This is a genomic window from Polyangium mundeleinium (genome assembly GCF_028369105.1).
Classification (GTDB): Bacteria; Myxococcota_A; Polyangia; order Polyangiales; family Polyangiaceae; genus Polyangium; species Polyangium mundeleinium.
Window position 1 is genome coordinate 7,270,669 of the sequence record NZ_JAQNDO010000001.1, and the last position, 12,735, is coordinate 7,283,403.

Here is a 12,735-nt window from a genome sequence, read left to right on the forward strand (position 1 = left end):
GGTAGGTTCCCTCCATGCGTTTCCTTTCCTGGGCCGTGTGTTTCGGGCTCCTCGTGGCGTGCGGGGGCAACGATCCCTCCTCCGGCGCCGGCGGCACGGCGGGATCGGGCGGGGGCGGCGGCGCGGGCGGATTCACGTACACGTTCGAAACGATCGGCACGCGGAGCGCGGCGATCGACACCACGACCTACGAGGCCACGCTCGTCGCCGCGCATCGCTCCGACGGCGGGACGAGTTATCTGATGGTGATTCCCGCCGCGAAATCGCCGGCCTCGGTCGTCGTCGACATGGCGCCGTACACGGGGATCGATTGGACTGGCGAGGAGGTCGACACCCGCCACGCGACCGAAAACCCCGGGCCGTTTGGGCTCTATCCGGACACGGACGCGCCGCTCGACCCGCCGTCGACCGAGACGTGCGCATATGGCTTCGTGTCCGTAGAGACGCAGATCCAGGGCGAGGCCTTTCACCTCCTGAATGGCCACGCCGTGATCGTCGCGTTCGGCCGATTTTATGCAGGCGGCTCCCTCGCGGACGACGCCGCCGACGCCGCCGCGCCGTTCCATTACATCGAGGCGCATGCGGCCGATTTCGAACCATCGCGCATCGGCGTCCACGGGAACTCGTGGGGCGGGTTCATGGCGCTCGCGGGCGTCGGCAGGCGCCCGGCGGGGCAGTCGATCCGCGCCGTGACCGCCGCGAATCCGCCGACCGATTTCGTCGACCTCTACGATTACTGGATGACCACGCTCCCCGCCGTGTATCCGTACAAGGACGAGCTCGGCTTCTTCGAGGGATACCGGCGGCGCATCGAGGCGGCCACGGGCGGCCCGCCGGCGGAAGACGAGGCGGCTTTTGCGGCATGGCGGCGTGACGCCCTCTGCGCCGGGCTCGACGGCGACGTGGTGATCCCCCAGGACGACTGGGACACGCTGGTGCCGGTCACGCAGACGGAGTCGTTCCTGGCCGCGTGCAGCGAAAAAGCGCGGGGGCTCTTCTGGCGCCGCCGCACGCCCGTGGAGTACGCGGCGATTCACCTGGCCCACGGCGCGCTGGAGCAAGAGCCCGGATTCCCGTCGTCGCGGACCCTCGGGTTTTTGCACCTGCACCGCTCGCTTGCGAACGAATCCGACGCGGTGCTCGCCTACTACGAGGATGCCGCGCTGCGTATCTTCTTCCAGACGGTCCACGATGCCCAGGTCGACGGCAAGGACATCACGTACGCCGCGCCCGCGCTCGCCGACCTGCTCGATCCACGCGTCGCCGCCTACGATCTCGGGACGACGAAGGCGACCCCCGGGCCGGAGCTCGCGAGCGCCCTCGTGAGCGACATCTGGGGAACGCCGGTCACGCCGGCGGACCTGGCCCAGGGCTTCCCCGCGCCCTGAGGGGCATCGAGAAACGCGTATCCTTCCGGTCGCGGGGCCCAGCGAGGCCCCCTTCTTCCGAAAGGATACGCGTGATGAACACGAAGACCTTGCTTCTCGCGTGCGCGGCGCTCGCCGCCGCCTGCACCACGACCGAGGCGCCGCCGCCCGCAGGAAACGCCTTCAGCGTACGCGCCGGCGGATCGAGCTGCGACCGCGGCCTCGAGGTGGCCACGAGCGAAGCCGGCGACATCGCCCTCGTCGGCACGTTCGAGGGGACGGTCGATTTCGGCGGCGGCCCCCTCGTCTCGGCCGGCGGCACCGACATCGCATTCGCCACGTGGGACGCCGAGGGCAAACCCGGCAAAAGCGTGCGCTTCGGAACAGCCTCCTCGGAGGGTGCCCCGCGGATCGTCGCGGCCGGCGGGGGCGCGTGGGTGATCGCGGTGAACACGCAATCGGAGCTGGATTTCGGCGGCGGCCCGCTCACGCCTCCCGGCGCGGCCGGTGCCGCGATCGGAAAGCTCGACGCGGACGGCAAGCCCGTCTTCAGCACCATGCTCGGCGCGACCGTGTCCGGGATGGCCGCCGGCGGGGACGACACGCTGGTCGTCACGGGCAGCTACAGCGGCACGCTCGTCCTCGGCGGCGCGACGCTGACGAGCGCGGGCGCGACGGACGTGTTCGTCGCCAAGCTCGACGGGAGCGGGGCGCCGATCTGGGCCCGCTCGTTCGGCAGCGCGGGCCTCGAATCCGGCATGGATGTCGCCGTGGACGGGAGCGGAAATGTCCTCCTCGGCGGCGGGATCCTCGCGCCGGTCGATTTCGGCGGCGGGCCGGCCACGATCACGGGCGGCGTGGACGCCGTGCTCGTGAAGCTCGACGCAGACGGCAACCACGTCTTCACGAAGACCTTCGGCGACGTCGCGGACCAGGTGATCCAGGCCGTGGCCGCCGACGCCGACGGGAGCATCCTCTTCGGCGGGCTCTTCGAGGGTCGGCTCGATTTCGGCAGCGGCGAGCTCGCCAGCCAGGGCCGTGATCTTTTCCTCGGAAAACTCGATTCGAAAGGCGCCGAGGTGTGGACCCGGACGTTCCGGCTCACCTCGGCGGAATGGGACGACTCGGCCCCGCGGATCGCGGTCGATCCCAGGGGCGGGCTCGTCGTGACGGGGACGTTCAACGAGGCCTTGAACCTCGGCGGCGTGGCGCTCGAAGGCGCCGGGCAGACCGACGTCTACTTCGCGCGCTACGACGCCACGGGCAAACACGTCCAGAGCCGCGCGATCGGGCATTCCGGTTATGACCTCGCGGGCGGCGTCGCCGTGGACCGGGTCGGGGCCGCGGCGATCACGGGATCGTTTTACGGGACGATCGACCTCGGCCAGGGTCCGCTCGAAAGCGCGGGCGACTGCGACATCTTCCTCGCGAGGTTCGCCGCGCCCTGAGGGCCCTCAGAACGACACCTGAACCACCCCTGCCCCGCCGCCCGGCCCGGGCGCGATCGCAAACCGCACGTCCCCCGCCGGCGCCGGGGCCCACAGGGATCCCGCCGCGAACAGCCCCACCCCCGCGAGGCTCATCCCCACGATCGCCGTCGCGCTCGTCATGGACACGCCCCCCGGCTCCGGATCGCCGGCCGTCCCGCTCGTCTCGAGCGACGTCGAGAGCCCCGCGATCGAGGCCATGGTCAAGCCGCCGAGGCCGATCACGAGCGCCCCGAGCGCGAGCCAGCGCCGATCCTCGAGTGTCATGGGCCGCGGGAGCGGCTCGGGGTGGAGCACGATGAGCTGCCGCGTGAGCTCGTCCGCGAGCGGAGGCACCTCGACGTCGACCAAGGTCCCCACCTCGCCCACCACGACCTCACGCCGGAACGCCCGCTTTCCCGGCGCGGCCGCTTCGAGCACGTGCGCCCCCGTCGTGACGACGATCCCCGCGTTCCAGAGGGTTCGCTCGATCTCGCGCCCATCCCAGGTGATGGAGAGATCGGGCTCTTTCAGGGCCTCGTCGGGGACGATCAGGTTCACCACCGCGACCCGCGGGCCCAGCGCGGCGAGGCGGGCGCGGGCGACCTCGGCCCGATCCTCGGCGTGCCGCTGCCGCGCCTGGGTGGCCACATCCTGGTACATCATGAACGCCTCGCCGAGCCGCTCGGTGTGCTCGTAACACTCGGCCAGGCGGAACATCGTCCCCATCGCCGGATCGAGCCGCCGGCTCTCCTCCAGCATCGGGCAGGCCCGCGCGTGCCTGCCCTCGTCCATGAGCTCGAGCGCGCGGCGGAACAAGGTCTCTGCCCGCTGCTCGGCGAACGGCTCCCGCGTCCCCTCGGCGGCCGCGGGCCGCGCGAACGACGAGATCACCACGACGACGGAGACAAGGAGGATCGGGCTCTTCGGAAGATGAAGTTTCATTTGCGTGAACGACCAAAAGGATCCGCCGCTCGTTTCAGCGGCTCTTTCTTGCGGGCCTTCGCGTCGTCGCCCGGGGGCGCCTCCGCCTCGTCCGCACATCCCGCGAGGCCGGTGATCACCGGCGGCGCAGGCACCTTCGGGGATTCGGCCGGGACGGCGGGCCCGGCGAGCGCCTCGGCGACGGGCGCGACGTTCGTCGGGGCCACCTCCGCCGCGTCGGTCGCGGCGCTCGCGGGGCGGGCGCGCGTGGCGAAGCTCTGTTCCTCCCGCGACACCCAGAGGCCCGCCCCGCCGCCCACCACGGCCGCGACGAGCAGCGCCGCGGCCACCACGCGCGAGCCATGCTCCCGCGCCCGCGCGGAGACCGACCACGTCCCGCCCCACGCGGCCCCCGTCGGCTCGGACGTCGAGATCGGCAGCGTCGGCTCCTGCACGGAGCGGAGCGTCGGCGCGCTGTTCATCGCGGCCCGGCAGTCGGGGGACGTCGGCACGTCGTCCGGCGCCGGATCCATCGGGGCAACCACGGGCAGCACGCTCACGGCGGGCGTCGAGGGCAACGACGCGCGGCTCGGCTTGCGCAGGCTGCGCGGCGCCTCGTCCTCGGGCACGAACGGCGCGAGCGCGGCGGCGAGCATGAGCGCCGAGGGAAACCGATCGTCCGGTTTTTTCCGCAAGCAGCGGCGCACCACCGCGTCGAGGGCCGGGGGCACGTCGGGCCGACGCACCGAAAGCGGCCGCGGCTCACGCTCCAGGATCCCCTCGTACACGTCCGACAGGCTCCGCGCCGCGAACGGCGCCTCCCCCGCGAGCAGCCTGTACAGGATGGCGCCGAGCGCCCACAGGTCCGTCCGCGCGTCGACGTCGCGCGTCGAGCGCATCTGCTCCGGCGACATGTAGAGCGGCGAGCCGAGGATGTCGGTCGTCCGGGTCATCCCCGAGGGCGCGCGGGCGTCGCAGCGCTTCGAGATGCCGAAATCGAGCACCTTGACGCAGGGCGATCCGTCGGGTCTGTGGGTGAGGAAGAGGTTCGCCGGCTTCAGATCGCGGTGAATGATGCCGGCCGCGTGGGCCTCGACGAGCGCGGTGCAGGCGTGCAGCACGTAGAGCACGGCCTCGGCCACGGGCAGACACTCGCGCTTCTTGCCGAGCTGCTGCAGATCGCAACCTTCGAGGTATTCCAGCAGGATGTACGGGATGCCCCGCGGCGTCCTTCCTGCGTCGAAGACACGCGCCACGTGCTCGCTACGTAACTTCGCGGCTGCCCGCGCTTCCCGGAAGAAACGCGCGAGCGCTTGCCTGTTCCCGATCTCGGCGGGGTGCATCAGCTTCACGGCGTAGAGCGCGTCGAGCTGCGTGTGCCTCGCCGCGACCACGATCCCCATGCCGCCGACGCCGAGAACACGCTCGACACGGTACTTTCCAAAGAGCACGTCTCCCACCGATACACGCGCGAACGACGGCTCGTTCATCGCACCCGTCCCCCCTCTCGTCCCTCGGCGGTATGCTCGGAGAGCCGAACTGCGCTCCCGTCCCCCCGGGGCTCTCCCCCTCTGTGCTCTCGTTCGATGCCCGACCCTCCCGGTTTGCCGCACCGCGCAGAGGACCTCCGATGCGAAAAATCTCCTGGAATGTGGCCCGGACGGGGGCTGCCGCTCCGGGCGTGCCCGCGTGTTTTTTCCTCGGCGGCCAAACCCGACTAAGCTCCCCCCGAGCCGTGCCGAACGTCCCTTCGAACGACCCCCTCGCGCCGCCGTTGCGCCGGCAAGCCGTGGTCCTCTGCGGAGGCCTCGCCACGCGCATGTACCCGCGCACGCGGGACGTACCGAAGTTCCTCCTGCCCATCGCGGGCCGTCCGTTCGGCCATCACCTGCTCGCGCGGCTCGCCGAGGCAAGCTACGAGGAGGTCGTGCTCTGCATCGGCCACCTCGGCGACGCGATCCGCGAGGCCATCGGGGACGGCGTGGCCTTCGGGCTCCGTGTCGTGTACGCCGACGAGGGCGAAACCCGGCTCGGCACGGCGGGCGCGCTCCGGCGGGCGCTCCCGCGGCTCGGCGAGACGTTCCTCCTCACGTACGGCGACTCGTACCTGCCCTTCGACTACGCCGCGCCGCTCGCCGATCTCGAAACGCACCCCGAGGCGCGTGGCACGATGAGCGTCTACCGCAACGAGGACCTCTGGGACGACTCGAACTGCGAGATCGGGGCGAGCCGCGTGCTCCGCTACCAGAAACGAAAGCCCGGCGAGGCGCGCGATCCCGCATTGGATCACATCGACTACGGCGCGATCGCGCTCCGGCGCGAGGTCATCGCGGCGCTCCCCGAGGGCCCGAACGATCTCGCCCCCGTGCTCACCGCGCTCGCCGCGGAGGGCGCGCTCCGGGCGCTCGTCGTGACGCAGAGGTTTTACGAAATCGGCTCTGAAGCCGGGTTTCACGAGCTCGAAGCGCATCTCGGCGCCCGGGCGGAGGTCTCCACGTGATCATTTCCCGCGCGCCCGTGCGCTTCTCGCTCGGCGGCGGAGGCACCGATCTCCCGGCGTATTCGACGCGCTTCGGGGGATACCTGGTCTCCGCCGCCATCGACAAATACATCTACGTCACGGCGAACAAGCGGTTCCACCGCGACATTCGCCTGGCGTATTCGAAGACCGAGATCGTCTCCAGCGTCGATCGCGTCGAGCACCCGATTTTCCGCGAGGCCTTGCGGATGACGGGCATCGACCATTCGATCGAGCTCACGAGTGTGGCCGATCTCCCGGCGAACTCGGGCCTCGGCTCGTCGAGCGCCTTCACGGTCGCGCTCCTGAACGCGCTCCACACGTACAAGCGCGAGTTCGTCTCCTCGAAAAAACTCGCCGAGGAGGCGTGCACCCTGGAGATCGAGCGGCTTGGCGAGCCCATCGGCAAGCAGGACCAGTACATCTCGGCCTTCGGCAACGTCACGGCCTTCCGCTTCGAGCCCGACGGCTCCGTGCACGTCGAGCCCGTGCCTGTCCGGGACGAGGTGCTCGACGAGCTCGAATCGAACCTCGTCATCATCTGGTCCGGCATCGAGCGGCCGGCGCGCATCGTCCTCAGCGAGCAGGGGCAAAGGCTCCGCGAGCTCGAGGCGCCCGTGGTCGAGTCGATGCACCGGATCAAGGAGATGGGCCACGAGACCTACCGGATCCTCACGAGCGGCGACATCGATCAATACGGCGAGCTGCTCCACGTGCACTGGTCCCACAAGCGCAAGCTCGCCTCGAAGATGACGGACTCGGTCATCGACGAGCATTACGAGGCGGCGCGGAAGGCCGGCGCGATCGGCGGCAAGCTGATGGGCGCGGGCGGCGGCGGCTTCTTCATGTTCTACGTCCGCCCCCAGGACCGACGCCGCATGCTCGAAGCCATGATCGCCCGGGGCCTCCGCCCGCTCCGGTTCCGCTTCGACATGGATGGCGCCCGGATCATGGCCAACATGCATCGATCTTGACCGAGCGGAAAATCGTAGCCGTACCGGAAACATCGCCCCGCCTGCCGATGTCGAAAAAACGCGGAACCTGGCGGCGAGGTCGGTGTCTTCTCGCCATTCCCCGAGCGCGACCCCGAGTTTCGCGCACGACGGAGGAGAAGGAGATTCCCATGGGCGGCGTCGACGTTGGCAGCGAGGGCGGCAAGAAGAAGGCGACAAACGCAGAGATCAACATGGTCCCGTTCATCGACCTGTTGATGTGCACGATCGCGTTCCTGCTCATCACGGCCGTCTGGGTGACGAACTCGCGCATCAATGCGGACGCGCAGGTCCCCGGGCCCGCGAGCCCGGATCCGATCACCGTCGTCGCGCCGGAAAAGGTGCTGAACGTGCACATCGGCGAGAGCGATTTCGCGCTCGTGTGGAAGCAGGGCGCGACCGTGGTGAGCGAGGTCCGCATCCCGAAGGCCTCGCAGGAAGCCGGCGAGTTCGTGAAATACCCCGACCTCGCGAAGAAGCTCGAGGCGGAGTGGCAGGCGAACGCGAATCACCGTGATCCGAGCGACAAGAAGCTCGATCAGGCGATTTTGCACACGGACAACCGCACGCCGTTCAAGGAGGTCGTCGCGGTGCTCGACGCGCTTTACGCGACGAAGCGCACGGTGAAGCTGGAGGGCGGCGACAAGGATTTGCCCGTCTTCAACATGACGTTCGCCGCGCGCTGATCGGTGGGATTCGCGGATGCGCGCCGTCAAAGCGGCGCGCGCCGCGTTTTACGTGACGGCGCGTGGGCCGCGCCGGGCGTGATCACTTGAACTTCGCGGCGACGATGTCCGTATCGGACGTGCCATCCCCTTTCGGAGCCAGGATGCCGTTGGCCGAATCCAGGGAAACACGGAGCGGCTTGATCCAGCTCCCGGCCACGACGACCTCCGCGCCGAGCATTCGTGCGTAAAACGGGCTCGCCGAATCCTTCTGGTCCATCCCACTAAACACATGCAGCCAATCCGCCCTCGCGCCTGCGATGTCGAGCCGGGCGAGGAACGGGTTGTACCCCGCTCGCTGCACGAGGCCGCCGTCCGGCTTCGAGGGGTCGATATCGATCGACTCGGAGAAAACGCCGGTCAGATAGAGCTTGCCGTTCGTGGCAGCGAGGCCCGTGGCCGTCGGTCCACCGGACAGGCTCTGGCTGTCCCCCGCGTACACCTGCTTCCACGCCGGGGACCCGTTGTCCTGGAAGGCCATCACGAACGCTGCCGTCTGCATGGCGCCGAGCCCCGGCGCGACCTCCGTATTCCCCTGGACGTCGCCGGCCACGAACATGCGACCGGACTGGTCGAAGGAAAGGGCCCTCGGGCGCACCTCCGCGGTATCGAGCAGAGGCGCCGCGCCATTCGGTTTCAGCATCACGACCGCGCCTTTGTCGTCGAGCTGGAACAGGAACATCTCCGCCGCGGCGGCTGCGGTGAGGTCGGGCCCGAAAGGGGGCCGCATGCTTCCTTTGAAATGTCCGGTCACGTGAATCTTGTTGGACGGCGCAATCGCCAGGGCCGTCGGTTCGATGCCCGTTCCTTCAATTTGAGTATACCACTTGCAATTGCCGCTCGCGTCGTAGCTGACGACGAACATGCCATCCTTCAACACTGTTTTCGTACCATTACAATCCAGATCGGGCTTCACGCTCATGGCAGCCTTCGCGCTCACCTTGCCGAGGACGACGAGCCCCCCGCTCGCGTCGAGAGCCGCTGCGACGCCCTTGTCTTCGCCGTCGCCCCCGAAGTGGGCGGAGAACGCCAGTTGCGGGGAACCGGCCGCAAAGCTCATCTTGTTGATGAATACATCGGGATCCAAACCGCCGGCGAGCACGCTGACGTATCCCGTGACGAGGATCTCGGTCGATGTCGAGACCGCGAGTCCGAGCGCGGAGCGCGGCGGGTACCCGATGGCGCCCATGACCGGGAAGGCTGCAAGGCCCTGCCCTTCCTTGCTCAGGACCGCGACGAAGGCGCTGCTCCCCGTGCCCCCGGGAGCCGGCAGCGTAGTCCCCCCGAGGTCGAACGCCTCCCCGGCGTAATGGCCAGCTAGCACGATGTTCGTGTCATTCGTGGCGAGCGCGTTCACCTGTTGATGATCGATAGCTCCCCACCGCGCCGCCCACGCGACCGACGAGCACGAAACGGCGTCGCAGGACTCCGAGCCTTCCGTGTCGCAGATCTCGACGCCACACGGCACGCCGCCCGTACCGCCCGTACCGCCCTGCCCTCCGACACCCCCTTCCCCGCCGATTCCACCCTGCCCTCCGACGCCACCGTCCCCTCCGGCCGAGACGCTGCTGCTCATGCTCCCCGACGCGCCCGCGCCGCCTGCGCCGCCATATCCTTCGTAATCGTACACCAGCGCACAGCTGCTCAACGCAACGAGACCCGTGACCGAAATAAGGATCGTAAGGTTACGCATCGAGACCTCCCGAACGGGGGAAAGACACCACGTAGGTAACGCACGCGCTATCGAACGAGCGCGTCAAAGTATCTACGATATCGATGCGAACCGGTCGAGCCGATCCCCATTCCCGCTGCGCGATTCCAGAAGGGGCCGAATGCCTTTGGTTGGGCGCGGGGCCCAGCCGGCGCGCACGAGGGCGCGCCTCGCCTCAGAATCGCCCGGAGATGCTGGCGCCGCCGCCCCCGGGAACGAAGAACGGCACGATCGCCGTGCTTTGCGCCTCGTCCTTCGCCTTGCCCGAAGGGGCCGTGAACACGAGCGCGAGCCCCACGCCCACGCCCACGACGCCGACGCCCCACGCGATCCCGTTCGCCACGAAGAGGGGGCCACTGCCGTTGATCAAGTCCATCGCGCCCTGGGAGCAGGTCTTCTTGTCGTTGCCCGCGTCCTTGCACTGCCCGTCGATCGTCGCGTCACGAGACGCGAGCACCCCGCCCGTCACGCCCGCCGCAATGAGCCCCGCCACGCCCACCCCGCCGACAATGAACCCCGCCGTGCGCCGGAAGTTCGACGAAGAAGGAGGGGGCGGAGGCGGAACGACCTCTGACGTCGTCGCCGACGCCGTCGCCGTCGGCACCACGGCCGGAGGCGGCGCGCCCGGCGCCGCCGGCGTCGCCACGAACTCCGTACGCTCCTTTTCGGCCAGCGTGAGCTCGTGCTTGCGATCCGGCCGGCCCTCCGCGCGGACCACGATCACGTGCGCCCCGGGCTCCACGTGGAGCGGCGCCGAGAGCGCCGACGGCGCGAACTCCGTCCCGTCGACGACGACGGCCGACACCGGCTGCCCGAGCGGCACGACGATGCGCAGGCGCGGCACGCGCGGCGCGAGCGCGTTGATGCGCTCCTTCGCCACCTTGGCGCGCGGATCCTGGGCCTCGATCAGCGCGAGCCCGCGCTCCCAATGCTCCAGCGCCGCGGCGATCTTGCCTTCGCCCTCGTCACACTGCGCCACGTTGAAGAGCGTGTTCGCGACCGCGAACAGGCCCATGCTTTCGCGCATCTTCGCGCAGCCATTCGCCTTGTCGCCGACCTCGATCGCCTTGCGCCCGTCGATGAAGAGCTTTTGCGCACGCGCCTTGTCGTCCTTCTCGTCCGCGTGCGCGACGCCGCCGAACACGAGCGCCGCGAGGAGCGGGGCGGCGACGAAGGTCGTGGTTTGCAAGAGGCCCCGCACGGGTGTGGTCCTTGTTCCCATTCGCCCACGGGCCCCGCCCTCGATGCTCGTCCCCAACACGACTCTGCCCTGCCTGCGCCGCCGGCACCGCCGGGAAACGCCCGCGCCGGTGATCGCGACGGTGGGCATCGTACTTTCCAGGTTCGTAAGATGCAACCGCCAAGCACCACAAGACCACGTAGGCTGAATCGCACCTGATGAGGATGGCGTGCGTCAGGGCGAGGGGGTGATCTTCGCAGCGATGATGTCATCGTCGCTCATGCCGTCACCCTTGGCGGCCAGCTTCTTCTCGGCGAAGCTGAAATCGGCGATCCAGTTCCCGGCCACCAGGACGTCGCTCCCGAGCGCCGTCACGTAGAAGGCCTTCGTGAACGCCGACTGCCCCTTCCCGTCGTAGGCGTCGAACCACGAAAGCACGCCGTTGGCGGTATCGATCCTCGCGAGGAACGGGCTCACCTCGGCACGTTCGAACGTGCCCGACGGCGACGTCGGATCGATATCGATGACGTCCTTGAACGTGCCGCCGACATACAGCGAACCGTTCGCCGCGAGCGCGAGGCTCGTACCGGCGGCGGCTTCCAGACCCGGCACCTTCCCTGCGGGAAACACATGCTTCCAGAAGTTCTCCACCCCGACGGGCATGACGAACGCCGCCCTTTCCCCATCGGCCATGAGATCGGGCTCGACCGAGGTTTTTCCTTCGAGCTGCCCGGCGAGGTACACCACCCCGTCGACGCCCATGGTCGCCGCCATGGCCCGCACGGCCCCCCCCGCATGTGCCGGGATCTGCGACGACCATGCAACGGCGCCAGAGGCTGGCACGAGCCCGAGGAGGAACGAATCCGTCGCGTTCGGCTGCGTCGTGAACGTGTTTCCGTTCGGGAGCGCCAGCGTGCCCTTGAAATGACCAACGACACGAAGCCCGACGGCCTGGTTGTAGATCAGCGCCGTCGGCTCGACCTCGCCCTCCGCCTGGACGAACCATTTGCACGTGCCGCTCGAATCGTAGCCCACCACGAACATACCGTTTTTGAGGATATGATCCGCCATGTTGCAGGTGACGGTCTTCGAGGCGGACGCGCTGATCGTGCCCGCGACGTAGAACTCACCCGTCACGGAGGCGGCAACGGCGACGGCCTTGTCCGGACCATCACCCCCGAACTGGAGGTGCGGTCCCACGTCGAGGACGGCGTTGTTCTCGACGGGCGTGAACTTCCGAATGAACACGTCGACATCCGGTTGCCCGCCTTCGGTCGATGCGCGCGACCCGGCGACCACGATGTCCTTCCCGGCGAACGCCACGGCATACGCGGTTCGCGGTTGCTCCCCGATGCCGAGCCCGACCGGCGCCGCCCACGTCGCGACCCCATTGCCATCGAGCAGCGTCACGTGGGCCTCGGGGCCGAAGTTCGGAGATGCGAGCGGCAACGTCCTCGGCGACTTCTCGCCAATGTCGAAGCTCTGCCCGTCGTACTCCCCGGCCAGCGCGACCTTCTCCCCGTCGCTCGCGATCGCGAACACCCGTTGCTGACCGAGCGCCCCCCACCGCGCCGACCACCCGATCTGCGGGCACACTGCGGTGATGGAACAGGTCGACGCCGCGTCACAAAACGCCGGATGGCACTCTCCGCCGCCCCCGAGCCCGGGCTCGCCGCCCCCCTGTCCGCCGGTCCCGCCTTGACCACCCGTGGTTTGCAGTTCCCCGAGGCACCCGCCGAGCACCCAAACCCCAAACGCCAGGCCAAACGCCACACGCGTCGCATCCACTCGCATCTTTCACCTCCTCGATGGAGAGGCAGCCTACCATGGATGCATCAGAAGCGGCGCCCCG

General features: G+C 69.0%; 10 protein-coding genes. 5 read left to right on the forward strand and 5 right to left on the reverse strand.

Annotation, left to right across the window (positions count from 1 at the left end; translation table 11 throughout):
• Positions 1 to 14 precede the first annotated feature (14 nt).
• Together POL67_RS28805 and POL67_RS28810 are read left to right on the forward strand one after the other, a co-directional pair.
• Complete coding sequence (locus POL67_RS28805; protein ID WP_271922787.1) at positions 15 to 1,388, forward strand: alpha/beta hydrolase family protein; 1,374 nt, start codon at positions 15 to 17, stop codon at positions 1,386 to 1,388.
• A 74-nt stretch (positions 1,389 to 1,462) separates the two neighbouring features.
• Positions 1,463 to 2,815, forward strand: coding sequence for a hypothetical protein (locus tag POL67_RS28810; RefSeq protein WP_271922789.1), 1,353 nt, complete (start codon positions 1,463 to 1,465; stop codon positions 2,813 to 2,815).
• Positions 2,816 to 2,821: 6 nt separating this feature from the next.
• Here the strand turns inward: POL67_RS28810 and POL67_RS28815 are convergent, their stop codons facing one another.
• A complete protein-coding gene (locus tag POL67_RS28815) occupies positions 2,822 to 3,778 on the reverse strand; it encodes a tetratricopeptide repeat protein (RefSeq protein WP_271922791.1) in 957 nt (318 codons plus the stop codon).
• A complete protein-coding gene (locus tag POL67_RS28820) occupies positions 3,775 to 5,247 on the reverse strand; it encodes a serine/threonine-protein kinase (protein ID WP_271922795.1) in 1,473 nt (490 codons plus the stop codon). Before POL67_RS28820 ends, POL67_RS28815 begins: the two co-directional genes overlap by 4 nt.
• Before the next feature lie 245 nt (positions 5,248 to 5,492).
• Between POL67_RS28820 and POL67_RS28825 the strand changes: the two genes are divergently transcribed.
• The 3 genes from POL67_RS28825 to POL67_RS28835 all read left to right on the forward strand — a co-directional run bounded on the left by POL67_RS28825 (position 5,493) and on the right by POL67_RS28835 (position 7,953).
• The gene (locus POL67_RS28825; RefSeq protein ID WP_271922797.1) at positions 5,493 to 6,257 is read left to right on the forward strand and encodes a sugar phosphate nucleotidyltransferase; all 765 of its coding nucleotides are present in this window, start codon (positions 5,493 to 5,495) and stop codon (positions 6,255 to 6,257) included.
• Positions 6,254 to 7,249 (forward strand): GHMP family kinase ATP-binding protein, encoded by a 996-nt coding sequence (locus POL67_RS28830; RefSeq protein WP_136933446.1) that lies wholly within the window; start codon positions 6,254 to 6,256, stop codon positions 7,247 to 7,249. The genes POL67_RS28825 and POL67_RS28830 overlap by 4 nt, the downstream gene beginning before the upstream one ends.
• A 149-nt stretch (positions 7,250 to 7,398) precedes the next feature.
• The gene (locus POL67_RS28835) at positions 7,399 to 7,953 is read left to right on the forward strand and encodes an ExbD/TolR family protein (RefSeq protein ID WP_271922801.1); all 555 of its coding nucleotides are present in this window, start codon (positions 7,399 to 7,401) and stop codon (positions 7,951 to 7,953) included.
• Between the two features lie 82 nt (positions 7,954 to 8,035).
• Here the strand turns inward: POL67_RS28835 and POL67_RS28840 are convergent, their stop codons facing one another.
• The 3 genes from POL67_RS28840 to POL67_RS28850 all read right to left on the reverse strand — a co-directional run bounded on the left by POL67_RS28840 (position 8,036) and on the right by POL67_RS28850 (position 12,677).
• Positions 8,036 to 9,685, reverse strand: coding sequence for a hypothetical protein (locus POL67_RS28840; RefSeq protein ID WP_271922803.1), 1,650 nt, complete (start codon positions 9,683 to 9,685; stop codon positions 8,036 to 8,038).
• Positions 9,686 to 9,878: 193 nt separating this feature from the next.
• Entirely contained in the window at positions 9,879 to 10,904 is a 1,026-nt protein-coding gene (locus POL67_RS28845) for a hypothetical protein (protein WP_271922805.1), read from the reverse strand.
• 213 nt (positions 10,905 to 11,117) lie between these two features.
• Positions 11,118 to 12,677: a hypothetical protein gene (locus tag POL67_RS28850; protein ID WP_271922807.1), complete on the reverse strand. Its 1,560-nt coding sequence runs from the start codon at positions 12,675 to 12,677 to the stop codon at positions 11,118 to 11,120.
• Positions 12,678 to 12,735 lie beyond the last annotated feature (58 nt).